Origin of the sequence: Streptomyces sp. CoH27 (genome assembly GCF_020181035.1) — a bacterium.
Classification (GTDB): Bacteria; Actinomycetota; Actinomycetes; order Streptomycetales; family Streptomycetaceae; genus Streptomyces; species Streptomyces camelliae.
In genome coordinates this window covers 172,876-198,136 of record NZ_JAIQYY010000013.1, presented here as the reverse complement: position 1 = coordinate 198,136, position 25,261 = coordinate 172,876, and the positions used below count along the sequence as shown (strand labels likewise).

The 25,261-nt window shown below is 73.6% G+C and carries 24 protein-coding genes, 1 tRNA gene and 4 pseudogenes; 14 read left to right on the top strand and 15 right to left on the bottom strand.

Translation table 11 applies throughout. The annotated features are described in order from the left end of the window. The first annotated feature begins 95 nt into the window (after positions 1-95). Positions 96-521, top strand: coding sequence for an expansin EXLX1 family cellulose-binding protein (locus LE548_RS23615; RefSeq protein WP_374116162.1), 426 nt, complete (start codon positions 96-98; stop codon positions 519-521). A gap of 36 nt (positions 522-557) precedes the next feature. Here LE548_RS23615 and LE548_RS23610 read toward each other — a convergent pair. Further along, positions 558-859 (bottom strand): annotated as a pseudogene (locus tag LE548_RS23610) (RICIN domain-containing protein); the annotation flags it as partial. A 42-nt stretch (positions 860-901) separates the two neighbouring features. On the opposite strand from LE548_RS23610, the gene LE548_RS23605 reads away from it, so the two are divergent. Together LE548_RS23605 and LE548_RS23600 are read left to right on the top strand one after the other, a co-directional pair. Then, a complete protein-coding gene (locus LE548_RS23605) occupies positions 902-1,837 on the top strand; it encodes an aldo/keto reductase (protein ID WP_225099028.1) in 936 nt (311 codons plus the stop codon). Continuing rightward, positions 1,828-2,586 (top strand): FadR/GntR family transcriptional regulator, encoded by a 759-nt coding sequence (locus LE548_RS23600; protein ID WP_225098939.1) that lies wholly within the window; start codon positions 1,828-1,830, stop codon positions 2,584-2,586. The genes LE548_RS23605 and LE548_RS23600 overlap by 10 nt, the downstream gene beginning before the upstream one ends. A 100-nt stretch (positions 2,587-2,686) precedes the next feature. Here the strand turns inward: LE548_RS23600 and LE548_RS23595 are convergent, their stop codons facing one another. The 6 genes from LE548_RS23595 to LE548_RS23570 all read right to left on the bottom strand — a co-directional run bounded on the left by LE548_RS23595 (position 2,687) and on the right by LE548_RS23570 (position 8,597). Continuing rightward, positions 2,687-3,874: a VWA-like domain-containing protein gene (locus LE548_RS23595; RefSeq protein ID WP_225098938.1), complete on the bottom strand. Its 1,188-nt coding sequence runs from the start codon at positions 3,872-3,874 to the stop codon at positions 2,687-2,689. Between the two features lie 11 nt (positions 3,875-3,885). Next, positions 3,886-5,097 (bottom strand): AAA family ATPase, encoded by a 1,212-nt coding sequence (locus LE548_RS23590; protein ID WP_225098937.1) that lies wholly within the window; start codon positions 5,095-5,097, stop codon positions 3,886-3,888. Beyond that, positions 5,094-6,887: an ankyrin repeat domain-containing protein gene (locus LE548_RS23585; protein WP_225098936.1), complete on the bottom strand. Its 1,794-nt coding sequence runs from the start codon at positions 6,885-6,887 to the stop codon at positions 5,094-5,096. Before LE548_RS23585 ends, LE548_RS23590 begins: the two co-directional genes overlap by 4 nt. Continuing rightward, positions 6,884-8,017, bottom strand: coding sequence for a gala protein (locus tag LE548_RS23580; RefSeq protein ID WP_225098935.1), 1,134 nt, complete (start codon positions 8,015-8,017; stop codon positions 6,884-6,886). The genes LE548_RS23585 and LE548_RS23580 overlap by 4 nt, the downstream gene beginning before the upstream one ends. Before the next feature lie 109 nt (positions 8,018-8,126). Further along, positions 8,127-8,199 (bottom strand) — tRNA-Arg (locus tag LE548_RS23575). Then, complete coding sequence (locus LE548_RS23570) at positions 8,190-8,597, bottom strand: hypothetical protein (RefSeq protein ID WP_225098934.1); 408 nt, start codon at positions 8,595-8,597, stop codon at positions 8,190-8,192. Before LE548_RS23570 ends, LE548_RS23575 begins: the two co-directional genes overlap by 10 nt. A gap of 94 nt (positions 8,598-8,691) precedes the next feature. On the opposite strand from LE548_RS23570, the pseudogene LE548_RS23565 reads away from it, so the two are divergent. From LE548_RS23565 to LE548_RS23550, 4 genes and pseudogenes are all read left to right on the top strand, one after another. Further along, positions 8,692-9,641 (top strand): annotated as a pseudogene (locus LE548_RS23565) (MFS transporter); the annotation flags it as partial. A gap of 103 nt (positions 9,642-9,744) precedes the next feature. Beyond that, complete coding sequence (locus LE548_RS23560; RefSeq protein WP_225098933.1) at positions 9,745-10,302, top strand: hypothetical protein; 558 nt, start codon at positions 9,745-9,747, stop codon at positions 10,300-10,302. Between the two features lie 97 nt (positions 10,303-10,399). Beyond that, positions 10,400-11,341, top strand: a complete 942-nt coding sequence (locus LE548_RS23555) for a hypothetical protein (RefSeq protein WP_225098932.1) — start codon at positions 10,400-10,402, stop codon at positions 11,339-11,341. A gap of 445 nt (positions 11,342-11,786) precedes the next feature. Beyond that, complete coding sequence (locus LE548_RS23550; protein ID WP_225098931.1) at positions 11,787-12,413, top strand: DedA family protein; 627 nt, start codon at positions 11,787-11,789, stop codon at positions 12,411-12,413. Between the two features lie 94 nt (positions 12,414-12,507). On the opposite strand, the pseudogene LE548_RS46560 reads toward LE548_RS23550, so the two are convergent. Both LE548_RS46560 and LE548_RS23540 read right to left on the bottom strand, forming a co-directional pair. Then, positions 12,508-12,552 (bottom strand): annotated as a pseudogene (locus tag LE548_RS46560) (hypothetical protein); the annotation flags it as partial. A 44-nt stretch (positions 12,553-12,596) separates the two neighbouring features. Further along, positions 12,597-13,328, bottom strand: a pseudogene (locus LE548_RS23540) (amidohydrolase family protein); the annotation flags it as partial. A 104-nt stretch (positions 13,329-13,432) separates the two neighbouring features. On the opposite strand from LE548_RS23540, the gene LE548_RS23535 reads away from it, so the two are divergent. Both LE548_RS23535 and LE548_RS23530 read left to right on the top strand, forming a co-directional pair. After that, a complete protein-coding gene (locus tag LE548_RS23535) occupies positions 13,433-13,792 on the top strand; it encodes a DUF779 domain-containing protein (RefSeq protein WP_225098930.1) in 360 nt (119 codons plus the stop codon). 129 nt (positions 13,793-13,921) lie between these two features. Then, positions 13,922-15,112, top strand: a complete 1,191-nt coding sequence (locus LE548_RS23530; protein WP_225098929.1) for a phosphodiester glycosidase family protein — start codon at positions 13,922-13,924, stop codon at positions 15,110-15,112. Between the two features lie 11 nt (positions 15,113-15,123). Here the strand turns inward: LE548_RS23530 and LE548_RS23525 are convergent, their stop codons facing one another. The 6 genes from LE548_RS23525 to LE548_RS23500 all read right to left on the bottom strand — a co-directional run bounded on the left by LE548_RS23525 (position 15,124) and on the right by LE548_RS23500 (position 20,340). Further along, positions 15,124-15,318, bottom strand: a complete 195-nt coding sequence (locus tag LE548_RS23525; RefSeq protein ID WP_225098928.1) for a hypothetical protein — start codon at positions 15,316-15,318, stop codon at positions 15,124-15,126. Between the two features lie 101 nt (positions 15,319-15,419). Then, positions 15,420-16,292: a phosphatidylinositol-specific phospholipase C/glycerophosphodiester phosphodiesterase family protein gene (locus LE548_RS23520; protein ID WP_225098927.1), complete on the bottom strand. Its 873-nt coding sequence runs from the start codon at positions 16,290-16,292 to the stop codon at positions 15,420-15,422. 161 nt (positions 16,293-16,453) lie between these two features. After that, a complete protein-coding gene (locus LE548_RS23515; RefSeq protein WP_225098926.1) occupies positions 16,454-17,527 on the bottom strand; it encodes an acyl-CoA dehydrogenase family protein in 1,074 nt (357 codons plus the stop codon). After that, complete coding sequence (locus tag LE548_RS23510) at positions 17,524-18,705, bottom strand: acyl-CoA dehydrogenase family protein (RefSeq protein WP_225098925.1); 1,182 nt, start codon at positions 18,703-18,705, stop codon at positions 17,524-17,526. Before LE548_RS23510 ends, LE548_RS23515 begins: the two co-directional genes overlap by 4 nt. Then, positions 18,702-19,667: an NADPH:quinone oxidoreductase family protein gene (locus LE548_RS23505; RefSeq protein WP_225098924.1), complete on the bottom strand. Its 966-nt coding sequence runs from the start codon at positions 19,665-19,667 to the stop codon at positions 18,702-18,704. Before LE548_RS23505 ends, LE548_RS23510 begins: the two co-directional genes overlap by 4 nt. Before the next feature lie 97 nt (positions 19,668-19,764). Then, a complete protein-coding gene (locus LE548_RS23500) occupies positions 19,765-20,340 on the bottom strand; it encodes a helix-turn-helix domain-containing protein (RefSeq protein ID WP_225098923.1) in 576 nt (191 codons plus the stop codon). Between the two features lie 64 nt (positions 20,341-20,404). On the opposite strand from LE548_RS23500, the gene LE548_RS23495 reads away from it, so the two are divergent. The 5 genes from LE548_RS23495 (at position 20,405) to LE548_RS23475 (ending at position 25,257) form a co-directional block, all read left to right on the top strand. Then, positions 20,405-21,349, top strand: a complete 945-nt coding sequence (locus LE548_RS23495; protein WP_225098922.1) for an NAD(P)/FAD-dependent oxidoreductase — start codon at positions 20,405-20,407, stop codon at positions 21,347-21,349. Between the two features lie 179 nt (positions 21,350-21,528). After that, positions 21,529-23,067, top strand: a complete 1,539-nt coding sequence (locus tag LE548_RS23490; protein ID WP_225098921.1) for an ATP-dependent DNA ligase — start codon at positions 21,529-21,531, stop codon at positions 23,065-23,067. Continuing rightward, positions 23,064-23,537: an NUDIX domain-containing protein gene (locus LE548_RS23485; protein ID WP_225098920.1), complete on the top strand. Its 474-nt coding sequence runs from the start codon at positions 23,064-23,066 to the stop codon at positions 23,535-23,537. The genes LE548_RS23490 and LE548_RS23485 overlap by 4 nt, the downstream gene beginning before the upstream one ends. Positions 23,538-23,612: 75 nt before the next feature. After that, on the top strand, positions 23,613-24,998 hold the full coding sequence (locus LE548_RS23480; protein WP_225098919.1) for an NADP-dependent succinic semialdehyde dehydrogenase: 1,386 nt from the start codon (positions 23,613-23,615) through the stop codon (positions 24,996-24,998). Between the two features lie 25 nt (positions 24,999-25,023). Then, positions 25,024-25,257 carry a DUF6213 family protein gene (locus tag LE548_RS23475; protein ID WP_225098918.1) on the top strand — a complete coding sequence of 78 codons (234 nt, stop codon included), beginning with the start codon at positions 25,024-25,026 and terminating at the stop codon, positions 25,255-25,257. Positions 25,258-25,261: the final 4 nt, after the last annotated feature.

The following is a 25,261-nucleotide window of genomic DNA, read 5'->3' as shown; positions in this document are numbered from 1 at the left end:
AGTGCGTGGGGGACGCGGGGTCTCCGCGGCCGACGGCTTTGCCGCCGCGGCCGTCGCACTCCGCTCGTCCGCGCGGCGAACGGCGCCTCCGTCAGGTGCGGATCACCAACGAGTGCCCGCTGCCCTGCGCACCCGGGCAACTCGACCTCAGCCGGCAGGCCTTCGCGAAACTCGCCGACCTCAAGGCCGGCCGGATCCCGATCACCTGGAGCCTGCTGAGCCCCAGTGCGTCCGGCACCATTTCCATCCGGTACAAGACCGGTTCCAGCCCCTACTGGTGCGGCATCCCGGCGATCGGACACCGCAATCCGCTCGCCGGGCTGGAGGTGCGCACCGCAGGGGGCTGGCGGCAGCTGCCCCCCCCCCGTACCGGCTACAACTCCTTCATCTCCGCCGACGGCAGCGGGTGCGGCGACGCGATCAGAATCACGGACCTCTACGGTCAGCAACTGACCGTCAGCGGGATCGCGCTGCGGCCGAACGTCGTGCAACCGACCGGTCTCCAGTTCGCCCGGCACTGATCGCGCCGCCCGCGAAAGCCCTCGCGAGCCCTCCCGTCACTCAGCGGTGAAGGTCCACAGCAGGTTCGTGCTGCTTCCGTACGTCCACTGCTTGGTGACGGAGCCCGAGGCGACGTTGCCGCCGCCGTCGAGGACGAGGCCGGTGGTGCGGTTGGCGATCGTGTGGCGGCCGTCGCCTCGGTGGGTGATCGTCCACTGCTGGTTCGTACCGCCGTTCCACGGCGCCTGCCTGACCGGTGACCGACCTCTTCGGCCCGCCACTGCAGGTTCGGGCTGCCGTCCCAGGTCCACTGCTTGAGGTCGGACCCGGAGGCCACGTTGCCGCCGCTGTCCAGGGCCGGGTCGCGTAGACCGACTCTCCGAAGCGCTTCAGGTGGCCCATCGGGCGCCGGAAGACCGGGAACACCACGGTCGAGCTGACCGAACTCGGCTTCGGAGCCTGCGTCATCGGCAACCTCTACGAGGTCACCCCGGCGAAGGACGCGGCTGCCGCGGTCGAGGCGGCCTGGACGGCCGGCATCCGGTACTTCGACACCGCGCCGCACTACGGTCTCGGCCTCTCCGAGCGCCGCCGGGGCGCGGCACTGCGGCACCTGCCGCGCGCCGAGTACGTGGTGTCCGCCAAGGCGGGCCGGCTCCTCGTGCCCGACGAGCAGCCGCGCGGTGTCGACAGCGAGGGTTTCGCCGTACGGGACGACCTGCGCAGACAGTGGGACTTCAGCCGCGACCACTGGCGGCAGGCCGCCGAGGAGGCCATGCCCGCCCTGGCGGAGCTGCGTGCGCAGGGAGTGATCGGCGCGATCGGCGCGGGCATGAACCAGTCGGCGATGCTCGCCCGTTTCCTGCGCGAGACCGCCGCCGACGTGGTGATGCCGGCCGGGCGCTACACGCTGCTGGACCAGTCGGCACTGGACGACCTGCCCGCCGCGCGGGAACTGGGCAAGAGTGTGGTCGCCGTCGGCATGTTCAACTCCGGGCTGCTCTCCCACGACTCCCACGACCGGCCCACCGAGGGAATGAAGTACGACTACCGGGAGGCTCCTCCGGAGCGGGTCGCGCGCGCCCGGGAGATCGCCGAGGTCTGCGTGGCGCACGGGACGAGCCTGCCCGCTGCTGCCATCGCCTTCCCCCGGACGCATCCCAGTATCATCAACGTCACCCTGGGCATGCGGAACCTCGAACAGGTCGAGCGGAACGCGGAGCTTCGCCATCGGCCCGTTCCCGACGGACTCTGGGCCGATCTTCGCGCTCGGGGCCTGATCAGGGCGGACGTGCCGGCGCGGGCCGGTCGCGGGAGGAGCGCGCGGTGTCGTTGACCGACAAGGCCATCGAGCACATCCGTGAGCTGATCCGCAGCGGTGCGCTGCCTCCGGGGTCGAAGCTGCCGCCGGAGGCGGACCTCGCCGCCCAGCTGGGCCTGTCCCGCAATCTCGCGCGCGAGGCCGTCAAGGCACTGGCCGTCGCCCGTGTGCTGGATGTCCGGCGAGGTGACGGCACGTACGTGACCAGCCTGGAGCCCAGCCTGCTGTTCGAGGGCCTGGGCGGCGCCGTGGAACTCCTCCAGAGCGACTCGGCCGCGCTGCTGGACCTGATGGAGGTCCGTCGGCTCCTGGAGCCGGCGGCCGCCGCGCTGGCCGCCACCCGGATCTCCGACGACCAGCTGGCGGAGGTCAAGCACCATCTGGACGCCATGCGCGAGGCCCGCGACGACGTCGAGCAGCTCAACGCCCACGACGCGGCCTTCCACCGGGCCGTGGTCTCCGCCACGGGCAACGACTCGCTGCTCACGCTCCTGGAAGGCGTCTCGGGCCGTACGCTGCGCGCCCGGATCTGGCGCGGCCTGGTCGACGATCAGGCCGCGGGCCGCACCCTCGCCGAACACGAGGCGATCTTCTCGGCCCTCTCCACCCGCGACGCCTTCCTGAGCCAGGCCGCCGCCCTCCTGCACGTCAACAACACCGAGCAGTGGCTGAGGGAACACCTGCGCTCCTCGGAATCACCCATCGCCGGTACAGCGGGGCGTCGACCGGGCGCTCCGGCGAAGCCTCGCCACGCGGAGGGGTGAGGAGTTCCCGGCCGCCAGCGTCCGGCCGGCCGCACCCGGTGGGTCAGGAGGCCGTCCGGGGCAGTGACCGCGACCCGGTGGGGGCCCTGCCTCGGTGGCGTCAGGTGGGAATGCGTACCGTCTCCACCCAGCCGGGCGGCTGTGGGGCGGTGGAGCCGATCAGGGCCGCGATGATGCGGCAGGGCGGGGGCTCGTCGGGCCAGGGGGTGTGGCCGTCGGTGAGGACGACGACGATGCTCGGGCGGTCAGGTGTGGCGAGCGCCGCCTCGATGCCGACACGCATGTCCGTGCCGCCACCGCCACCCAGGGTGATCTGCTCGGTGGCCGCCACCCAGGACACGGCGTGCACATCGGCGTCGCAGGCGAGCACGGTCACGCGATTGCCCCGTACCCCCACCTCGCGCAGCACGCCCGTCACCTCCGCGAGGGCGGCGGCCAGTTCGGCGTCGCCCATCGAACCGGAGGTGTCGATGACGACCGCCACCCGCGGCAGCGGCCGGCGCAGGCTCGGCAGGACGACACCGCGCAGCGCCGAGGTCCGGCGCGAGGGACGGCGGTAGGTGTAGTCGACGGCTCCGCCGGCCCACGCGGCGGCTTCGCGGACCGCGCCGGACAGCGCGCGCCGCCAGTCCACGGTGGGCTCCAGCGTCTCCTCGGCCCAGCGCTGCCAGCCCGCGGGCAGGGTGCCGCGGGTGCGCTGATGGGCGCGCATCGCCTCGGCGGTCTGCCGCCGCAGGGCCTGCGCCTCGACCTCGCCGAGCCGGGCGGGGCCGGCGGAGTCGGGGAGTTCCCAGGGCGCGGGCCGGCCGTGGGCGCCCGATCCGCAGTCCGGCGCCCGCACCTGCGGTGGCAGCCGGTCGAGGTAGACCTCGAACAACTGGCCCTCGGGGAGGCCGAAGAGGCGCGGCTCCATGCGGCCTTCGGGCAGGCGCAGGCCGTCGGCGAGCAGGTCGTCGTTGATCTCGCAGTCCTGTGCGACGTTGACGCGGTGCCGGTCGCGCTGGGCGGCGGCCGGGAGCCGGTCCGCTCGGCCGTGATGGTCGCGCAGCAGGTGCGCCACCTCGTGCACCCAGACGCCCGCGAGCTCGGGCACCGGCGTCGCGTCGACGAAGGCGGGGGACACATAACAGCGCCAGTGCCGGTCGACCCCCATCGTCTGCACCTCTGTGCTCGGTACGACGGTCAGGGCGTACAACGCCGACGCCAGGTACGGCCGGTCGTTCGCCGCCCGGTAACGGGCGGCGAGCAGTTTGGTCATGTCCAGGGCGCGGCGGGGGTCGTCCGTCATCCGCGCCCCTCTCACCTGCTGCCGCCGGGCAGCGCCCCGGACATCTGCAGCAGGTCGAGGAACCCGTCGATGCCGGGCGGTACGGGCCAGTCGAGGTGCCGCATCGCCGCGAGGTCGGTGGCGGCCCGGGCGGCCACGTCCGGTACGCCCGCGTCCACGGCCTTCGCCAGCACCGCCCAGCCGGCCTCCCACCGGGGCCGGGTGAGGTCGCTCTGGATGGCGGCGACCACGGCGATGAGGAACGCCAGCTGCCGGTCGCCGCGGTCGGGCAGGGCGAAGGCGTCCGGGTCGGCGAGGACCCGGTCGGGGTCGGGCAGATCGAGGTGTTCGAGGTAGGACAGCAGCTCGATGCCCGCGCCGTCCCCGACGGCGCCGGTGAGCGCGGCGGCCAGCGCCTCGCGGCCGGCGCCGGCGGCGAACCCGGTGGCGAGCAGCCGGAGTGCCATCTCCCAGGTCCGGGGGGACGGCCAGGACCGGCCCCGGCTCTCGGCGTCGCCGGGGATGTGGTGGACCAGGCCGGGCCGGGCCGTGAGGAAGCCGGAGATCGCGCCGCGGGCCCGTGCGACCGCACCGGGCACCTTGGCGGCGACGACGGGCACGGTCACCTCGGGCCAGGTGCCGGCCATGCCGCGGGCGACCGTCCGGGGGTCGTGGGTCCACGCGAGGTGCACGAAGCGGTTGGCGAGCGGCGGGCTGAGATGCCAGCCGTCCGCCGCGCTGGACGGCGGGTTGGCGGCGGCGACGATCCGCACCGCCTCCGGCAGGACCAGGCTGCCGACCCGCCGTTCGAGCACCACCCGCAGCAGCGCCGCCTGCACGGCCGGCGGTGCGGAGGACAGCTCGTCGAAGAAGAGCAGGCCCTGCCCGGCCCGGGCGAGGCGGACCGCCCAGTCGGGCGGGGCCATCGGCACCCCGGTCACGGCCGGGTCGTCACCGACGACGGGCAGGCCGGCGAAGTCGGACGGCTCGTGCACGCTGGCGATGACCGTCTCCAGCGGCAGACCGAGCCCGGCGGCGAGCTGCTCCAGGGCGGCCGACTTGCCGATGCCGGGCTCGCCCCACAGCAGCACGGGCTGATTGGCGGTCACGGCGAGGGCGAGCGCCTCCAGCTGCGGGTTCACGGCGGATTCGGTCCGGTGCGTCCGCAGCCTGCGGTTGAGGTCGTCCGCGGCCGCCAGCGGGCCGGCCGGCGCGGTGGGGGCTGCGGTGCGGTCGGTGCTCAAAGGGACAGCTCTTCCTCGTCGTCGGCGTCGTCCTCGGCGTACTGCTCCTGCTCGTCCAGGTACTCGTCCCACCACTCGGCGCCGACGCCCGGATGCTCCGCCTCGACGCGTTCCCGGAGGAAGGCCAGGTCGGGCCGCTTGTATCGGCGCACGAGCTGGGCCAGGGACAGTTCGTCCTGGTCGGTCACGTCGAGCCGTGCGCCGGCGGCGACGAGCGCCTCCACCAGCGCCTTCGAACCCAGGTCGTTGACCGCCACGAACAGCGGGGTGCGCTCCCGCCGGTCGCGGGCCTCCAGGTCGAGTCCCTCCGCCAGCAGCCGGGGCAGCAGCGTCTCGTGGTCGAGGAGGTTCAGTACGTGCAGCAGGGTGCGCCCGGAGGCGTCCCGTACCCGGGGATCGACACCGGCGTCCAGCAGCTCCAGCACGCCGGGGGTGTCACCGTGCTGGGCGCGCAGGAACAGTTCCTGGCGCCCGGCCCGCAGCGCCTTGGGCAGGCGGCCTTCGCCGGAGGTCCACGTCTGTTCCACGGCGAAGCAACCCGCGACGGCACCGCCGAAGGCGCGCATGGCGCGTTCGCGCTGCTGTTCCTCGTCGCTGTGCGGCATGCGCAGCAGATCGCCGGGCCGGAAGGCCACCTCGTGCCACTCCCCGCGGCACCGGACCCGCACGGGCGGCGGAACCGCCGGTCCGGGTGGGCCGACCGGGCCCTGCGGGACCTGGAGGGCGGGGAACAGCGCCTCGCGGACGAGCGGATGCAGATCCTGCGCCGCGACGCCTCCGGCACGCATCAGGTCGAGGTCGGGAAGCCTGCGCCACAAGGCCTCGGCGAGGAAGGGCTCGCCCTTGACCTCGCCTCGGTCCACGGCTCGCGCCAGCAGCCCGCCTGCGTCCCTCGGCTCCAGCAGGATGAACGTCCGCCAGTGCGCGCCGATGAGGAAGCGGTCGCCGACGCCCTCGGCCACCTGCCGGCGGACTTCCGGCTCCAGGCGGGTGTGGTCGAGCGCGAGCCCGCTCACGAGCTGCTCCGGGTCCGCGTGGTACCAGCCCTGTTGCTGCGGGGGTGTCAGGTCCAGTTCGATGCCGGCGGCGGCGAAGGCGGCCTGTGTCTCGCCCCTTTGGTGCAGCAGCGTGGCCCACTCGGCCCGCGCCGCCGGGTCGCTGTCGCCGGGGTCGGCCGTCGGCAGCTCGTCCGTGCCGCGCGGGGTGGCGTCGGCATGGAAGTACGGCGGCCGGTCCGCGCCACCACCGCACCGTTCGCGCAGCTCGGCCGCGTGCCGTGCGTCCCACAGGTGCCGCGCGGACCGCCAGTCCTGCGTGAACTGCCCGAAGACGCCCGCGGTCTGCTCGCTCTCGACCGTGCTGAACCGCAGGGCGATCCGCTGCGGGCCGTCGACCATCGCGGGAGTGGTGACGTGCAGATACGGCGTGGCCAGGCGGCCCTCGCCCGCCGTCTTCGGGCGGTAGCGCGCGAGGACGACCGTCGTGCCCGTGGCGAGCGTGGTCCGCCCGCCGAGCACGCGCGGCAAGTGCCAGCGCACCAGGTCCGGGGCGAAATGGCGGAGGTCGTCCACCAGGGCGGCGGCGACGTCGTCGTCGCAGTGCTCGGCGACCTCGGCCAGGTCGAAGGTGACGTCGACGTTCGCCGCCGCGCAGGCCCCCTGCCAGTCACCGGCCAGACGGCACGCGGTCGCACGCTCGATCATCCAGCGGGGCACCGCGTACCGGCGGATCCGGCGCATGCTCGCCGCCTCGTCCCGGGGGAAGCAGCGGAGTTCACCACGAGCGCTCAACGGTAGACACTCCCTATCGCGCGCAGGTCGGGATGCGTCCTGCCGAGGGGCCTCAGCCGCCGGCTGAAGGACCGCTTCACCTTGCGGGGCAGGCCGGGCCCCAGACCGACGTACTCCAGGGGCGAGTTGTCGGTCACCGCCGTCAGCAGTGTCTTCGCGCCCCGGCCGGTCAGGCCGGTGTGGCGCAGCTCCAGCCGACGCAGCGGGCTGCCCGGCAGGGCGGCGGCCAGCGCGTGGGCGCCTTCGTCGCCGGTGGTGTTGCCGGGGGCACCGAGGCTGCGTTCCGACAGCGGCCGGCCCAGGTCGAGTGCCTCGATCCCGTCGAGGGAGCCGGCGAGGGCCCGGACTCCGGCGGGGCCGATGCCGTTGCCGCCCAGGCCGAGACGCACCGGCCGGGCGGGGTCGGCGGCGGCGGCGAGGATCGCGGCGCCTTCGTCGCCGAGGTGGTTGGCGGGAAGGTACAGCTCGCGCACGCCCGCCTCGCGGATCAGCGCGGCCAGCAGCGGGGCAGCGGCGGCGGTCAGGCCGTTGCCGCCGAGGAAGAGGCGTTCCACGGGGCTGGGCCGACTGGTGAGGGCGTCGCACAGGGCCCGCAGTCCGTCGGTGGTCAGACCGGTGTTGACCAGGTCGAGGGTGCGCAGCGTGGTGGTGCGGCGGAGCAGCGCGGCGAGCGCGCGGGCGCCGTCGTCGCCCACCGGGTTGCGCTTGAGCCACAGGGCGCGGACGGTGCCGTCGGTGGTCAGCATGTCGGCGAGTGCGGTGACGCCTTCGGGGCCGATGCGGTTGCAGCCGAGGTAGAGCGTGTGCAGGCCATGGCCGTCGACGAGCGCGTCGCCGACCGTGCGGGCGCCGTCGTCGCCGATGGCGTTGGTGCCGAGCAGGACATGGGCGGCGTGCGCGGAGGCGGCGGCCACGGGCATCAGCCGTGCGGCGCCGGCCGCTCCGAGACCCTGCTTGCACAGGTCGATACGCCCGTCCGCGCGCACGGTGCCGAGCGGGAAGGTCTCGTCGGCCTCGACCGGCTGGGCGGACCGCAGCCGGTCGAGCAGCGGCTCCAGCGCGGTGGGATCGCTGAGCGGGATGTCCGGGTGCTCGATCGCGGGGCAGCGTACGGGTGTCGGCTGCGTCATCACCACTCCACCGGTCCATCGCCGGTGCCCGGCTCGCCGAGGGCGGCATCGCCCTCCGCCCGCCCAGGACGAACCGACGCCAATCGACTTTCCTCCACGACAAGGGCGGCAAGGCTGGTCGGATTCGAACCGACGTCCTCCAGCTCGATGCTTGGGCGCGACGACCTCTGCGCTACAGCCTTGCCGCGGAGATCATAGCGGCTCTCGCCCCTGTGTTCGAACCCCAGTTGGCCGCGAGCGGAGGGCGCACAGCGGGCGGTGCCAGGTCGTGGTGGTCACTCGTCCATGAAGACGATCCACCGCGACGGTGGGGCGCCTGCTCGGGGTCGACGCGGCACAGGGCCACCGTGTCGGCGAAGGCGTCGAGCAGGAGCCGGTCCACCTGCTCCGGCTCGGGGTCCGTCTTCGGACAGCGGTGGGAGGAGAGCTCGATGATCTCCTTGCGGTCCACGCCGTCCGGCAGGCCGGCGAACAACAGCTCGCCGCACCGGCCCCTGCGCAGCAACTCCGGCGGGAGACTGCGGATGCCGTCGGCGGTGGCCACGGCGAAGGCCCTCGACCGGGCTTGCGCTTCAGCCACTGCCGCGGGCTGGACAGGCCGGTCGATGCACTCGGCCTCGGTGACGCTGCGGACCTCCGCGACGGCTCGTCACTTCACGTGCCCGTCGGCCTGGGCGGGCTGCCTGCTGCGCACGGTCGGCTTCGGGCTGCTCGGCTGGGTAGACTCCCTGCCCGCCCTGATCATCGCCTCTGCCGCGACCGGTTTCGCGGGCGCCTGTTCAACCCCGCCATCCGCACCGGCCTGGCCGCCGAGGGTGGTGAACGGCCTGTCGACGCGTTCGCCGTCTTCGACGTCCACCGCCAGGCAGGCATGCTGCTCGGTCCGCTCGTCGGACTCGCCCTGCCAACGGCCGACTTCCGTCTCGAGTGCACGACGGCCGCGGCCGTCTTCGCCGCGCTCACCCTGCTCCGGTGGCGGGCCCTGCCCGCTCGCCACGGCCACCCGGCCGGCCTCGGGAACGGCGGCGTGGCGGAACAGTGGCGCACTGTCGTCGCGAACAGCCGTTCCTGCTGTTCGCCACGGCGACGACCGGCTTCTACGTGCTGACCTTCCAGGTCTGCCGCGCGCTGCCGCTCGCCGCCGCCGACACCCTCGGGTCCGGCGGTACGGCGGTCACGAGCGGCCTGTTCGTCGTCTCGGCCGCCGTCGCCGTGGCCGGGCAGCTGTGCTGGTGCGGGGGCTGCTCGCGATGGGGCCGGCGTTCCTTCCGCTCGTGTTCGCGCCGCCGGTGTCGTCCCCGGCGCTGCTCGGCTCGCTGGTGGCGGCGGTCGTCCTCCTCGCGGCGGGTTCCGCGGTGGTCCACCCCTTCGGGATGGAGACCGTGGTCGCCCTCTCCGGCAACCGCCTCGTCGCCACGCACTACGGCCTCTCCAACACCGTCTCCGCCTGGGCATCACCCTCGGCAACCTGGTCGTCGGCGCCCTGTGGGACTTTGCGCTGCGCCACGGCACCCACTGGCCGGCCTGGGCGGCGCTCACGGCGACGGGAGTGGCGTGCGCCTCGGCCGTGGCCGCGCCGGCGCAGAGCGGCCGGGTGACGGCACCGCGGCCCGAGCCGGTCGCGGCCTGGGTCCGGGCCCGGCAGGACCGCTCAGTGCGGGCCACGGCCGCGGACACCGGAGCAGCAGTACCGCGTGTCGGCGAAGTGGGCCCGGTAGGGTGATGCCGTGCTTGCCCCGCAGTCCGCCCCCGGTGCAGCCGGCGCCCGCCGGCGGCTGGTGCGTCCCTGCGTGCTGGTCGCGGTGCTGCTCGGGCTGTTCCTGATGCACGGCGGCCCGGCCGCGGCCGACGGCGGGTGCCACGGGGCCATGCCGGACACGGCACCCATACATGCGGCCATGACGCATGCGGACGTGACGCGCACGGCAGGGACGCGCACAGCAGTAACGCATACGGCCGTGACACACACGGCTGTGACGCGATCGGCGCCGGACGCGATGGCCGCGAGCGCGGCTGTCATGCCGTCGACGCCCGCCGCGCACACCCCCGGCGCCGTGGCCGCCAAGGCCGGCACACACCTCGCCGAGTCCATGCGGGGCGCGCTGTGCCTCGCCACCACCCCTCGCTCCACGTTCCCACTGCCCCCACTCAGCGCGCTCGCCTGCGCACTGCCCGCCGCCGCCCTGCTCCCGTGGGCCCGGCGGGCGTACGGCGAGGCCCGGCGGCGGGGGCCGCCGGCCGGCGGACGGGACCTCCTGCTCCAGGTGTGCGTCGCGCGGACGTGACGTGTCCCCCGGGCCCCGGTGCGGCAAGCGCCGCGGCCCGGCCAGGACCCACGTTCACCCGCGCCGCAGTACGGCGCCCACCTGGAAAGACACACCCATGTCCAAGGCTCACCGGACGACTCGTCACGCTCTCGCGGCGGCCGCCGCCACCGCGGCCCTCGCCCTCACCTTGACCGCCTGCGGCTCCGGTTCCGACTCCGGTTCCGGTTCCGGTTCCGACAACGGCTCCATGACCGGCATGAACCACAGCGGCACCCCCTCCTCCTCGGCGTCGGCGTCGTCCGGCGACATGTCGAACATGCCCGGCATGAACAGCGCCGCGACCGGCAACGGGCTGGCCGACGCGAAGGACGGCTATCGGATGGCCTCCTCCGCCGCGACCCTCACCGCTGGCAAGGCGACCGGCTACCGCTTCACCGTCACCGGTCCGGACGGCAAGCCGGTCACCGCGTTCGCCGTCGACCAGACGAAGCGCATGCACTTCTACGCCATCCGCTCCGACCTCTCCGGCTTCCAGCACGTGCACCCGGCCATGGCCCCGGACGGCACCTGGACCGCGCCGCTGGCCGCGCTGCAGCCGGGCACCTGGCGGCTGTACGCCTCCTTCGTCCCGGACAGCGGCTCGGGCAAGGGCAAGGACTTCGTCCTCAGCCGGACCGTGAAGGTGCCCGGCATGGCGATGACCACGCCGTTGGCCAAGCCGTCCGGCACCACGACGGTCGACGGCTACACGATCACCGTCAAGGGCGCCCCGATGGCCGGCATGGCCCATCAGCTCACCGCCACTGTCACCAAGGACGGCAAGCCGGTCACCGACCTCCAGCCCTATCTGGACACCTACGCCCACCTGACCGCGTTCCACCAGGGCGACCTGGCCTTCGCGCATCTGCACCCGGAGAGCAAGGTCGACGGCGACCACGGCGGGCCGGCGCTGACCTTCCACGCCGAGTTCGCCCAGTCGGGGAACTGGCGGCTGTTCCTGCAGTTCCGGACGGCCGACCGGCTGCACACGGCGGCGCTCACCCTGCACGTCGGCTGAGCGCCCGACGGGCATGGACGAAGGTGCGGGTCAGGAGGGGGTCGTCGGAGTCGATGACGAAGGTGTCCCCGTCCTGACCCGGCACGACGGCGGCTCCCGGCCCGCGCCGCAGCAACGCGCAGGAGAGTGGCCGTAGTTCGGCGGCGCATGGGAAGGCGTCCGCCGCGTCGAGGCGAGCCCGGCGACGGCGGCACCGAGCCCGGTCCGGAGGTCTCCTTCACGGCACGGCCGCGTTCGCGGTCCACGCGGACGGTGCGACGGCCGCCGGCGAGACACCCGGGTCCGGCCACAGGGAGAGCGGGCGGTCACGCGCACTGACCGGCCGGAGAGGAGGGCAGACACCGCTCGCGTCCGAAGGGACGCGGGCGGTTTTGTGCCGGGCGGGCGATCCTGGTGAGCAAGCGGCCCGCGACGAGGCTGCGAGAAGGCCAGGAGGCGCGCCCAGGTGATCGCCGTCAATCCGTTGAACAGCGCCTCGGTGCTGGCCGCCTTCGGCGCGCTCGGCGTCCTGGTGGTGATCTTCGCGGAGTCCGGTCTGCTGGTGGTCGGCTTCTTCCTGCCCGGCGACACCCTGCTGTTCCCGGCCGGAGTGCTGTGCGCCGGCGGCGCGCACCAGCCGCCCCGGCTCGCGCTGTGGCAGGTGCTGGTGTGCGCGGCCGTCGGGGCGGTGGCGGGCGGACAGGTCGGGTATCTGATCGGGCGGCAGGGCGGCCGGGCGCTGCTGGCGCGCACCTCAAGTCGCCGGGTGAAGGCGGCGGCCGCCCGCGCCGAGGAGTTGCTCGCGCGGTACGGCTACGGGAAGGCACTGGTCATCGGCCGGTTCGTGCCACTGCTGCGGACGGTGCTGCATCCCGTGGCCGGTGCGCTGGAGGTGCCTGTCCGCACCTTCACCCTGTGGCAGACCGTGGGTGGTGTGCTGTGGTCACAGGCCCTCGTCCTCGCCGGGTACAGCCTGGGGTCGTCGGTTCCGAACGTCGACGACTATCTGCTGCCGCTGGTGGCCACGGTTGTCGTGGTGTCGATGCTGCCGTTGCTGATCGAGGCGTGGCGCCGACGTCGGGAACGCCGCTGAGAGTGCCGGGGGGGCTGTACCGCCCCGTCCCCTGATGAATGACCCGGCCCCCGACCACCGTGAGTACGACCGGCACCGCCGCCGGATCCGTGTCCCCCACCCTCGGCGGATCCTCCGCCGGCACGGTCAGGTCGGCCCGGTATCCGACGGCGACCCGGCCCGCGCGGTCCTCCTCCCCCGCGGCTCCACCGGGTCGGGCACGTGGCGCACGGCCGCGTTCCCGATGGCGTGCGCGGCCGTCGGCACACCGGCGCGGTGCAGGGCCGTGATCACCTGGGTGCAGCGCTGCGGGTCGGGCCAGTAGGCGTGAGCGGACGCGCCGTGGCAGTCGGGGGTCTCCAGCCAGGCGGTGCCGTTGTCGATGGTGCCGTCCATGAACAGCTTCACGCCCGCCACCCGCCACAGCGTGCCGCCGGTCCCCTGGAGCCGGATCAGCTCGGCCACGGCGGCGTCGTCCGTCTCCGGCCGGCACCAGGGCGCGATGCGCGGCCGCAGGGGCAGGGCGTCCTGGGCCTCCGGCGCGGCGTGACCGGCGAGGCTGTCCCCGTCGGCGTCCATCGCGTGCCGGCCGGTGAGGCCGGACGCGGCCATGGCACGCAGCACCTCGGCGGAGCGGGCGCGCACCTCGGCCTCGGTGGGCCGGGAGGCGACGGCCTCGACGAGTGCGCAGGCCACGTCCTCCAGCAGCGGTCCGGTGGGCCGGCCGGCGGCATCGCAGACGATCTCGGAGCCCTGCGCGAAGCGGCGCGGGCCGTCGATGCCGGCGCGTTCCAGCGCGCGCTCGCCGGCCGGCGCCGAGTGCGCGTCGAACAGATCGATGAAGGCGGGTACGCCGTCCAGAACCGGGGCGAGGGCCGCGGTGCCGACCGGGGCGCTGCCGAAGGCGCTGGGGTCCAGGCCCCAGCCGCGCAGCCACCCGTTCGAGGGACACAACACCGCCTTCTGGACGCCTCGGTGACGAGCCGTGAGACTGGACCGGGTCCGGCGCCCCGCGCCCCCGGCTCTCCAGGACGGTGACCATGGAAGAGGTAGTCCCCCGCGTCGAACTCACCCCGCGGGCCGCGGAGCTGGTGCGGAAGTTGCGTGCCGAGCACGGTCCGCTGATGTTCCACCAGTCCGGCGGCTGCTGTGACGGCAGCGCGCCCATGTGCTACCCGGACGGTGAGTTCCGCACCGGCGGTTCGGACGTGCTGCTGGCGGAGCTGACGGTGGACGGCGTGGCGGAACCGGTCACCTTCTGGATGTCCCGCAGCCAGTACCAGGCGTGGAGCCACACCCGGCTGATCGTCGACGTCGTACCAGGGCGCGGCAGCGGCTTCTCGCTGGAGGCACCCGAGGGGGTGCGTTTTCTCACTCGTTCTCGCGTAGTCGACGCCTAGTCGGCCCGCCGTGCGTCCCCGTCTGCTCAACTGCCCCTAGGCCCTTGTCCAGGGACAGTTGACGAGACATCAGGGGACACGGTGACAGGACGCAGCAGGCGTACGGCAGCGGCGAGAGCGGTTCTCACGGTGGTCACTGCGTTCGGTGTGCTGGCCGGTGCGGCCCTGGCGGGGGCGGCGCCGGCCGGTGCCGTACCGGCGGGCCGGCGGATCGCGCCCGGGGTCACGTACCGGCAGTTCGACGTCGCCGCGGCCGCGGGCCCGGCGCACGCCCATCTCCTCACGGTCGACCTGGGCGATCCGCATGTCCGCGTCGATCTGCTGTACCCGGGCGCGGTGGCGGCCCGGGCCACCGTCTCCCGGATGGCGGACTCGGCCGGAGCGGTCGCGGGGGTCAACGGTGACTTCTTCAACATCACCGAGACGCAGCATCCGGGTGTGGAGGCCACCGGCGCGAGTGTCGGACCGGCGATCGCGGACGGGCACGTGCTCAAGGCGGCGGTGCCGGACGGCCAGCGGTTCGGGCCCACGCTGCCCCAGGGGACGAACACCCAGGACGTCTTCGGCGTCGGCACGGACGGGCGGGCCCGGCTGGACCGGCTCTCCCTCGCCGGCACCGTCACCACACCGGAGGGCCGGCTCACCCTGAAGGGCCTGAACCAGTACGCGCTGCCGGAGAACTCCGTCGGCGCCTTCACCTCCCGCTGGGGCAGCGCGTCCCGCGAGCGCGCCGTCTGCGGCACGGACACCCGGCGCTCGGCGCCGTGCAGCACCGACACCTACGAGGTGCAGGTCCGGGACGGCCGGGTCGTCTCGGCCGCGGACACCCCGGGCAGCGGCTCGATCCCGGCGGGCACCACGGTCCTGCTGGGCCGCGAGGAGGGCGCGCGGCGCTTGCGCAAGCTCGGTGTCGGGGACGCGGTGACGGTCACGCACACCCTGGTGGCGGCGTCGTCCGGGGTGCCGTACGCGTTCGCGGTCGGCGGCTTCCCGGTGCTGCGCGACGGCACGGCGCTGTCCGGCCTGGACGACGGCACCTCGGCGGTGCGCACGGTCGTGGGCTTCAAGGACGGCGGACGGCAGATGCTGATCCTCGCGCTGGACGGCGCCGCCGCCTATCGCACCGGGATGACGGTCGCGGAGGAGGCGGCCACCATGCGCTCGCTGGGCGCGTCCGACGCGTTCAACCTCGACGGCGGCGGCTCGACGGAGCTGGTCACCCGGAACGCGGGCGCGCGCGCCGTGACGGTCCGCAACCATCCGAGCGGCGGTGCCGAGCGTCCCGTCGCGAACGGCATCGGCGTCTTCTCCGATCGGTGAGGGTGTACGGCTCAGGGCCGCAGGCTGCTGACCAGGTCGGCGGTCGCGGTGAGCGTGCTGCTGATGGTGGGCGCCATGCTGGAGCCGGCCAGGAAGAAGCCGAGCACCATGCAGACCAGCGCGTGGGAGATCTTCAGCCCGCCGTTGCGCAAGAAGATCACGGCCAGGATCGTGAGCAACAGCACCACAGAGATGGAAACGGCCATCGGGAACCTCCTCCGCCGCGCCCTTTGACGGCGTTCGGCCGCAAGTGTGGCGTAGCGGAGGGTTCGTCCGGGCAGCTGACGTGTCCCCCGATCGTGTGGTGTTACGCGGAGGGGTGGGCGTCCAGGAAGGTCTCCGCGCCGGCCAGGTCGTCGGTGTTGAGGTAGTCGACGCCGGCGGAGAGCAGTTCCGTCCACAGGGCGTCGCGGGCCCGGCCCGCGGCATCCGGGGTGGCCCAGAACCGCACCCGCTGCCCGTGCGCGTGCGCGGCGGCGGTGATGCCGCGCAGCTTCTGCCGCTCGGTGTCGGGGAACGCGCCTGCCCCCGTCCAGGTGAAGTTCTGGGTCCAGTTGTCGCTGATCAGCGAGATGAAGGAGGCGGGGGCGGTGCCGCCGAGGTCGGTGAGCCGGCCGTCGTAGAAGGCCCGTCGCTCTTCCTGCGCCGCCATGGGGATGCGGGCGGCACGGTCGCCGGAGACGACGGCGGTGACGGGTCCGCGGTGGACACGGCCGCGGTCGTACCGGGTGAACAGGTGCGGGTAGCGGCGCAGATGGCGGTCGAGTTCGAGGTAGGTCGAGGAGCCCTCGGTCTTGATGTCGATGAGGAGCTGCAGCGGCCGGTGCCAACCCCGGTACACCGAGCCGTGGTTGGCCTTCACGAGCGCGGCCAGCGGGTCGAGGTAGAGGGATTCGAGGGTGCGGGACGGGTCCAGCTCGGAGGTGTCGTGACCGATGAGGAGCTGGTCGCCGACGAGGAAGATGTCGCCCTCGACGCTGTTGAAGCGGTGGCCGAGCGCGTCGAACAGGGGATGCGGGTGCTCGTAGTCGTTGTGGGCGTGGGCGTTCCACAGCGGGTGCGGACCCCGCTGGGAACCGCCCGCCCAGGCCTGTGCCGCGGGCAGCGCGACCGCGCCGGCGAGGGCGGCGCCGAGGGCGCCGAGGGTGCCGAGGGCTCTGCGTCGGGTGGTGAGGGCCATGCTCTGCCTCCCTTGAGGTGCCGGATGGGACCGGGGAGAGTATGCGTGCACTCGCCACTCAACGGATGCTGTCTCGCGGGGAGTTGGCGCGTTGTTCACCTCCGCGGAGCAGGCACGTGAAGAAGCCCGCCCCAGGCGGGGCGGGCTTCGCTCGGGTGACGTCAGGGTGTCTGGAGGTCGACCAGCCCGGCCAGCGCCTCCCGGTGCGCGCCCGCCGTGCCGTAGGCGATCGAGTCCGCCTTGGCCCGCTTCAGATACAGGTGGGCCGGGTGCTCCCAGGTCATGCCGATACCGGCGTGCAGCTGCACGGCCTCTTCCGTGGCGTGGACGGCGACGGGAGCCGCGTACGCCTGGGCGACGGCGACGGAGATCTCCGTGTCCTCGCCGGAGGCGAGCGCGTCGGCGGCGGCGCGCGCGGCCGCCCGGAGGTTGACCGTCTCCAGCCACAGCTGGGCGAGCCGGTGCTTGAGCGCCTGGAAGCCGCCGACCGGCCGGTTGAACTGCTTGCGCTCCTTCAGGTAGCGGACCGTCTCGGTCAACGCCCAGTCGGCGACGCCCAGTTGTTCGGAGGCGAGCAGTCCGGCGGCGGCGCGCAGGGCCCGTCGTACGGCCGGTTGGGCGTCGCCGATACGGCGGCCGGGGGCGCCCTCCAGCCGTACGGTCGCCAGCGGGCGGGTCAGGTCGAAGGAGACCTGCGGGGTGACGGTCACCGCGTCGGCGGTGACGGCGTACAGGCCGCCGTCGTCGGCCGGGACGAGCAGCAGGTCGGCCACGGCCGCGTCGGCGATGCCGGTCAACTCGCCGTGCAGTACGCCGTTTTCGAGCCGTACGGCCGTGAAGGCGGCGCCCGGTGCCGTGTGCAGTCCGACGGCGAGGGCGCCGATGGTGCGCCCCGAGGCCAGGCGGCTCAGCAGTTCCGCCTCGCCGCAGGCCAGCAGGGCCTCGGTGGCCACGACGGCACTGGTGAGGTAGGGCACGGGGGCGACCGCGCGGCCCAACTCCTCCAGGACGACGGCCACTTCCCGATGCGAGGCGCCCTGGCCGCCCTGTGCCTCGGGCACCAGGAGGCCGGCCAGGCCCATGCCGTCGGCGAGCAGCTTCCACAGGGCGAGGTCGTGCGGGGTGTCCGACACGACGCGGCCGAGGACGTCGGCCGGGGCGCAGTGGTCCGTGAGCAGGTCCCGTACGGCGGCCCGCAGCGCCTCTTCCTCCTCGGAGTAGAGAAGATCGGTCATCGGGCGAGGTCCTTCCAGGCGACGTCCTTGTCGGTGCGCGGCTCGGCGGGCAGGCCGAGGACGCGCTCGGCGACGATGTTCAGCAGGACCTCGCTGGTCCCGCCCTCGATGCTGTTGCCCTTGGCGCGCAGATAGCGGTAGCCGGCGTCCCGGCCGGTGAAGTCGACCAGTTCGGGGCGGCGCATGGTCCAGTCGTCGTACAACAGGCCTTCCTCGCCCCGCAGTTCGACCTCCAAGCCGCTGATCTCCTGGTTGAGGCGGGCGAAGGCGAGCTTCATGCCGGCGCCCTCGGGGCCGGGCTGTCCGGCCACGAGCTGCTGGCGCAGGCGCTCGGCGGTGAGGCGCGAGACCTCGGCCTCGACCCACAGCTTCAGCAGGCGCTGGTGCAGGTCGTGGGTGCGCAGCTCGGGACGCTCGCGCCAGGTCTTCGCGACCGGGCCGATCATGCCGCCCTCGCGGGGCAGCCGCATGCCGCCGATGGCCACGCGCTCGTTGTTGAGGGTGGTCTGGGCGACCCGCCAGCCGTCGCCGATCTCGCCGAGGCGACGGGAATCGGGGATGCGGACGTCGGTGAGGAAGACCTCGTTGAACTCGGCCTCGCCGGTGATCTGGCGCAGCGGCCGGACGTCGACGCCCGGGTCGGTCATGTCGCACAGGAAGTACGTGATGCCCGCGTGCTTGGGCACGGCCGGGTCGGTGCGGGCGATGAGGATGGCCCAGCGGGCGTTGTGCGCGCCGGACGTCCACACCTTCTGCCCGTTGACGACCCAGTTGTCGCCTTCCCGGACGGCCCGGGTGCCGAGCGCGGCGAGGTCGGAGCCGGCGCCGGGCTCACTGAACAGCTGGCACCAGACCTCCTCCCCCGTCCACAGCGGCCGCAGATAGCGCTGCTTCTGCTCCTCGGTGCCGTACTTGAGGATGGTCGGGGCAGCCATGCCGAGCCCGATGCCGTTGCGGCGCGCGTCGTTGTCGGGGGCGCCGGCGGCCTCCAGCTCGGCGTCCACGACGACCTGGAGGTGGCGGGGGGCGCCCAGTCCGCCGAGGCCCTGCGGGTAGTGCACCCAGGCGAGGCCGGCGTCGAAGCGGGCCCGCAGGAATTCCAGCCGGTCGGTGCTCGCGGGCGGGTTCTGGTCGAGCAACTCGCGTGTGCGGCGGACCAGTTCGTCGGCGTCGGTCATGCTGCTCCCTCCATCACCACGGCGATCCGGCCGGTGGACCGGCCGTCCGCCACCTTCTGCACGGCCCGGGCGGCCTCGCTCAGCGGTACCCGCTCGCTCACCAGGGGCTTGATCGCGCCCCGGGCGGCCAGTGCGGTCAGTTCCTCGTGGCAGTGCAGGATGAGCTTCGGGTTCTTGGTGGCGTACAGGCCCCAGTGCAGGCCGAGGATCGAGTAGTTCTTCACCAGGGCGTGGTTGAGGCCGGGGCTCGGGATGGTGCCGCTGGCGAAGCCGACGACGACGATCCGGCCCTCGAAGGCGACCAGCTTGGCGGACTGTGCGTAGGCCTCGCCGCCGACGGGGTCGTAGATGACGTCGGCGCCCCGGCCGCCGGTGGCCTCCTTCACGGCCGCGATCACGTCCTCGCTGCGGCGGTCGACGACCACGTCACAGCCCAGCTCACGGGCGACGGCGGCCTTGTCCGCGCCGCCGACGACACCGATCACGGTGGCTCCGGCCGCCTTGCCGAGCTGGACGGCGGCGCTGCCGACACCGCCGGCGGCGGCGTGCACCAGCAGGGTCTCGCCGGCCTCGATGTGTGCCCGGCGGTGCAGGCCGAACCAGCCCGTCTGGTAGCCGATGTGCAGCGCGGCGGCCTCGGCGTCGTCCAGCGACTCGGGTGCGGGCAGCAGGGCGCGGGCGTCGGCGAGGGCGTACTCGGCGAAACCGCCGTACGGCAGCGCGGGGTTGGCGATCACCCGGCGGCCGTCCTCGGTCTCGCCGCAGATCTCCACGCCGGGCGTGAACGGCAGCGGGGGGCGCACCTGGTACTGGCCCCGGCACAGCAGGGCGTCCGGGAAGTTGATGTTGGCGGCGCGTACCCGCAGCAGCACCTGGCCCTCGCCGGGCGTGGGCGGGTCCACCTCCGCGAGGCGCATCACCTCGCTCGGCTCGCCGTTCTCGTGCACTTGCCATGCCTGCATGCGGGGCCTCCACGGGACTGCTTCGTCTGACCGGGTCCGACGGCATACTAAGCGGTCGCTTGCCGATCAGGGAACAGTCGCCCATGAGGGAACTGCGTCACTTCCGGGACGTCGGCCGGGCCCGTACGTGCATCCGCTCCCCCTGGGGCCCGAACAGGCTGAGGAACTCCACCGGCCCCTCCCCCGTCGACCCGAACCAGTGCGGCACGCGCGTGTCGAACTCGGCAGCCTCCCCCGCCGCCAGCACCACGTCGTGCTCGCCGAGGACCAGCCGGAGCCGGCCCGAGAGCACGTACAGCCACTCGTAGCCCTCGTGGGTGCGCGGGTCGGGCTCCTGATGGCGCTGCGGTTCGAGCACCTTGAAGGCCTGCAGGCCGCCGGGCTGGCGGGTCAGCGGCCAGTGGGTGCGCCCGCCCCGCACGATCGGCTTGGCCCGCACCCTCGGGTCCCCCGCCGGCGGCGCGCCGACCAGTTCGTCCAGCGGCACCTGATGCGCCTGGGCGATCGGCAGCAGCAGCTCCAGGCTGGGCTTGCGCAGGCCGGACTCCAGCCGGGACAGCGTGCTCACGGAGATCCCGGTCGCCTCCGACAGCACGGCCAGGGTCACCTCCCGCTCCTTGCGGATGCGGCGCAGCCGGGCACCCACCTCCGCCAGTACGTCGTCAGTGCTCATGCCTCTATTGCAGAAACGGCAAATACGTTTGTCAATACCGCGGCGATCGAGCCACGGTCGCGGCATGACGGAGAACAACAGGTACGCGTACGAAGTGGTCGTCGTCGGAGGCGGAGCCGCCGGGCTGTCCGCCGCACTGGTCCTCGGCCGGGCCCGGCGTCGCACCCTGGTCGTCGACGCCGGCGAGCCGCGCAACGCGCCGAGCGCCCACATGCAGGGCTATCTGTCCCGCGACGGCATGTCCCCGGCGGAGTTCCTGGCGGCCGGCCGTGCGGAGATCGCCCGGTACGGCGTGGAGCTGGTCCGGGACCGGGTGGTGGACGCGGACCGGGACGGGAAAGGCTTTACGGCGCGGCTTGCCGGCGGCCGGACGGTACGGGCCCGTCAGCTGGTGATCGCCACCGGCCTGACGGACGAACTGCCCGAGGTCCCGGGGCTGGCCGACCGATTCGGCCGGGACGTGGTGCACTGCCCGTACTGCCACGGCTGGGAGGCCCGCGACCTGCCGACCGGCGTGCTCGCGACCTCGCCGCTGAGCGTGCACCAGGCACTGATGGTGACCCAGTGGACGAAGGACGTGCGGTTCTTCCTGCACCAGGTGAGCGAGTCGGAGCTGACGGACGGCGATCTGCGCCGGCTGGCCGCCGCCGGGGTCGCGGTCGTGCCCGGCGAGGTGGCGGAACTCGTCGTCACCGGTGACCGGCTCGCCGGGGTCCGACTGGCGGACGGCACGGTCCACGACCGTGAGGTGCTCTACACCGCCCCGCGCGCCGTCCCCCGGAACGACCTCCTCGTGCGGCTGGGCGCCGAGCTGCGCGAGACCCCGTTCGGCAGCTACCCGGTGATCGACGAACGCGGCCTGACGACCGTGCCCGGCCTCTGGACGGCGGGCAACGCGAGCGGCTTCGCCGAACAGGTGATCAACGCGGCCAGCCGCGGGTACCGGGCGGGGGCGGCGATCAACGGGGAGCTGCTGATGGCGGACCTCGACGCGGCGGTCCGACGGTAACGGCGCGGGCCGTGTCTGATATGCGGCTACCGCCGCGTGGGCGCGACCGGCCCCGACGGCGCCGCGGACGAACGACGACACCGCGGCCCGCCCGGCGGCGCGCAGCCGCAGCCGCAGCCGCAGCCGCAGCCGCAGGCAAGGACCGCGCACCCGGCGGAGCGCTGAGGCACGATGGCTCCATGCTGCTTGCCCGGCTCGCTCAGGTGTCCCGGGACGTCGCCGCGACGGCGGCCCGGTCCCGTAAGACGGAGTTGCTCGCGGAGCTGTTCCGGGACGCGGCGGCGGACGACGTGCCGATCGTCATCCCGTATCTGGCCGGACGGCTGCCGCAGGGGCGGATCGGTGTCGGCTGGAGGGTGCTGAGCCGCGCGGTGCCGCCGGCCGCCGGGCCCGCCCTCACCGTCCAGGAGGTCGACGCCCTGCTCACCGAGCTGGGCTCGGTCTCCGGGCCGGGCGCGCAGGCGGAGCGGACCCGGATCGTCGGCGCGCTGATGGGCGCGGCCACCGAGGAGGAGCAGCGCTTTCTGCGCGGGCTGCTCACCGGCGAGGTCCGGCAGGGCGCGCTGGACGCGGTCGCGGTGGAGGGCCTCGCCCGGGCGACCGGCGCGGACCCGGCCGGCGTGCGGCGGGCGGTGATGCTCGCCGGTTCGCTGCAGACGGTCGCCCGGGCACTGCTCGCCGAGGGGCCGGGGGCGCTGGAGCGGTTCGGGCTCACCGTCGGCCGGCCGGTGCTGCCGATGCTGGCGCAGAGCGCGTCCTCGGTCGCCGAGGCGGTGCGGAAGCTGGGCGCGTGCGCGGTGGAGGAGAAGCTGGACGGCATCCGGGTGCAGGTCCACCGGGACGGCGACGCGGTCCGGGTGCACACCCGCACCCTGGACGACATCACCGACCGGCTGCCCGAAGTGACCGCCGTTGCACGGGAGTTGGCGGCTGATCGGTTCGTCCTGGACGGCGAGGTGATCTCCTTCGGCGCGGACGGCCGCCCGCGCTCCTTCCAGGAGACCGCGGGCCGGGTCGGGTCGCGCACGGACGTGGCGAAGGCGGCCGGTCAGGTCCCGGTCTCCCCCGTCTTCTTCGACGTCCTGGCCGTCGCCGGCCGCGATCTGCTGGACCTGCCGTTCGCCGAACGGCACGCGGAGCTGGCGCGGCTGGTGCCCGAGCCGATGCGGGTGCGTCGTACCGTGGCGCGGGGACCTGAGGACATCGCGGAGGCGGAACGCTTCCTCGCCGAGACGCTGGCCCGCGGGCACGAGGGCGTGGTGGTGAAGGCGCTGGCCGCTCCCTACAGCGCGGGCCGGCGCGGCGCCGCGTGGCTGAAGGTCAAGCCCGTGCACACCCTCGACCTGGTGGTGCTGGCCGCCGAGTGGGGCCACGGCCGCCGCACCGGCAAGCTCTCCAATCTCCACCTGGGTGCCCGCACCGCCGACGGCGGCTTCGCCATGCTGGGCAAGACCTTCAAGGGCATGACCGACGTGATGCTCGCCTGGCAGACGAAGCGGCTGCGGGAGCTGGCCGTCGAGGACGACGGCTGGGTGGTCCGGGTCCGCCCCGAACTCGTCGTGGAGATCGCCTACGACGGCCTGCAGCGCTCCTCCCGCTACCCGGCCGGCGTCACCCTGCGCTTCGCCCGCGTGGTCCGCTACCGCGAGGACAAACGGCCCGAGGAGGCCGATACGGTGGAGGCTCTGCTGGCGGCCCACCCGGAGGTCACACCGTGACGGCGCGTGCGGCGAAGCGCAGCGCAGGACTGCTGATGTTCCGGCACACCGATGAGGGACTTCAGGTGCTGCTGGGCCATATGGGTGGCCCGCTGTGGGCGAAGAAGGACGCGGGGGCGTGGACGGTCCCCAAGGGCGAGTACGCACCCGAGGAGCCCGCCTGGGAGGCGGCCCGGCGCGAGTTCCGGGAGGAGCTGGGGCTGGCGCCGCCCGACGGGGAGGCCGTACCGCTGGGCGAGGTCGTGCAGCGGGGCGGAAAGATCGTCACGGCGTGGGCGGTGGCGGCGGACCTGGACCTGTCGGGTTTCGACCCCGGCAGCTTCACCATGGAGTGGCCGCCGAGGTCCGGCCGGTTGCAGGAGTTCCCCGAGCTGGACCGGGTGGCCTGGCTGGGCCTCGGCCGGGCCCGGGAGCTGATCATCACCGCGCAGGCGGCGTTTCTCGACCGGCTGGCGGAGCACTCGGGCTGAGGAGGGGCTCACGCGTTGCGGACAGCACGCCCGCGCGCGAAGGTCGAGACAAGCCCGCTCCCAGGGAGGTCAGCCATGCCCATCGCGACGGTGAACCCGGCGAACGGCGAGACGCTCAAGACGTACGAGCCCATGGGCGAGGAGGAGCTTCAGCGCCGGCTCCAGCTCGCCGAGGCCACGTTCCGCACGTACCGGACGACCACGTTCGCCGAGCGGGCCCGCCTGATGGACAAGGCCGCCGATCTGCTGGACGAGGACCAGCCGGAGATCGCCCGGACCATGACCCTGGAGATGGGCAAGCCGGTCAAGCAGGCGCGCGCGGAGGCCGCGAAGTGCGCGAAGGCGATGCGCTGGTACGCCGCGCACGCCGAGGCGCTGCTGGCCGACGAGGAGCCCGCCGCCTCGGACGCCCGGGACTCCGGGGCGTCCCGGGTCCGGGTGCGCTACCGGCCGCTCGGACCGGTGCTCGCGGTCATGCCGTGGAACTTCCCGCTCTGGCAGGTCGTACGGTTCGCGGCGCCCGCGCTGATGGCGGGCAACGTGGGCCTGCTCAAACACGCCTCCAACGTCCCCCAGACGGCCCTGTACCTGGAGGATCTGTTCCACCGGGCGGGCTTCACGGAGGGCTGCTTCCAGACGCTGCTGATCGGGGCGGGCGCGGTGGACGACATCCTGCGCGACGAGCGGGTGAAGGCGGCCACCCTGACGGGCAGTGAGCCCGCGGGCCGGGCGGTCGCCTCCACCGCCGGCGAGATGGTCAAGAAGACGGTGCTGGAGCTCGGCGGCAGCGACCCCTACATCGTGCTGCCCTCCGCCGACGTGGACCGGGCCGCCGAGGTCGCGGTCACCGCGCGCGTGCAGAACAACGGGCAGTCGTGTATCGCCGCGAAGCGGTTCATCGTGCACACGGACGTGTACGACGCCTTCGCCGAGAGGTTCGTCGCGGGCATGAAGGCGCTCAAGGTCGGTGACCCGCTGGAGGAGGACACCGAGGTCGGGCCGCTCTCCTCCGAGCAGGGGCGCGCCGATCTGGAGGAACTGGTCGACGACGCCCGGCGCGGCGGGGCCGAGGTGTTGTGCGGGGGGCAACGGCCGGACGGACCGGGCTGGTACTACCCGCCGACCGTGCTCGCCGGCATCCACCGGGACATGCGCATCCACCGGGAGGAGGCGTTCGGCCCGGTGGCCACGCTGTACCGGGCCGGTGACCTGGACGAGGCGCTGCTCATCGCCAACGACTCGCCGTTCGGGCTGAGTTCCAACGTGTGGACGCGGGACGAGCACGAGGTGGCGCGGTGCGCCCGTGATCTGGAGGCCGGTTCGGTGTTCGTCAACGGGATGACCGCCTCCCACCCGGCGTTCCCGTTCGGAGGTGTCAAGCGCTCGGGGTACGGCCGTGAGCTGTCCGGGCACGGAATCCGGGAGTTCTGCAACATCACCACGGTTTGGCAGGGGCTGTGAGCGCTGCGGGGCTACCATCCCATTCGTGAACCGCGAAGTGACTCTGCCTCTGATCGTCGACGACCGCGGGACCTTGCAGGTGGCCGCCGCCGACGTGAGCAGGTTGCTGCGGACCGTGGGCGGGCGGTGGCTGCGGCTCGTGGAGGCCGGGGAGCAGGGGCTGGACGAGGACACGGTCGCCGCGCTCACCATCGAGCTGGCCAAGCTCGCGGATCGTATCGACGTGGCGTGCATCGCGCACAGCAGTGGGACGCCGTAGGGGT

Excerpts from the sequence above, each read along its gene's own strand:
- LE548_RS23580 (WP_225098935.1), bottom strand. The coding sequence starts at position 8,017 with ATGACGCAGCCGACACCCGTACGCTGCCCCGCGATCGAGCACCCGGAC.
- LE548_RS23555 (WP_225098932.1), top strand. The coding sequence starts at position 10,400 with ATGTCCAAGGCTCACCGGACGACTCGTCACGCTCTCGCGGCGGCCGCC.
- LE548_RS23525 (WP_225098928.1), bottom strand. The coding sequence starts at position 15,318 with ATGGCCGTTTCCATCTCTGTGGTGCTGTTGCTCACGATCCTGGCCGTG.
- LE548_RS23495 (WP_225098922.1), top strand. The coding sequence starts at position 20,405 with ATGACGGAGAACAACAGGTACGCGTACGAAGTGGTCGTCGTCGGAGGC.
- LE548_RS23505 (WP_225098924.1), bottom strand. The coding sequence starts at position 19,667 with ATGCAGGCATGGCAAGTGCACGAGAACGGCGAGCCGAGCGAGGTGATG.
- LE548_RS23480 (WP_225098919.1), top strand. The coding sequence starts at position 23,613 with ATGCCCATCGCGACGGTGAACCCGGCGAACGGCGAGACGCTCAAGACG.
- LE548_RS23510 (WP_225098925.1), bottom strand. The coding sequence starts at position 18,705 with ATGACCGACGCCGACGAACTGGTCCGCCGCACACGCGAGTTGCTCGAC.
- LE548_RS23595 (WP_225098938.1), bottom strand. The coding sequence starts at position 3,874 with ATGACGGACGACCCCCGCCGCGCCCTGGACATGACCAAACTGCTCGCC.
- LE548_RS23500 (WP_225098923.1), bottom strand. The coding sequence starts at position 20,340 with ATGAGCACTGACGACGTACTGGCGGAGGTGGGTGCCCGGCTGCGCCGC.
- LE548_RS23515 (WP_225098926.1), bottom strand. The coding sequence starts at position 17,527 with ATGACCGATCTTCTCTACTCCGAGGAGGAAGAGGCGCTGCGGGCCGCC.
- LE548_RS23490 (WP_225098921.1), top strand. The coding sequence starts at position 21,529 with ATGCTGCTTGCCCGGCTCGCTCAGGTGTCCCGGGACGTCGCCGCGACG.
- LE548_RS23535 (WP_225098930.1), top strand. The coding sequence starts at position 13,433 with ATGGAAGAGGTAGTCCCCCGCGTCGAACTCACCCCGCGGGCCGCGGAG.
- LE548_RS23520 (WP_225098927.1), bottom strand. The coding sequence starts at position 16,292 with ATGGCCCTCACCACCCGACGCAGAGCCCTCGGCACCCTCGGCGCCCTC.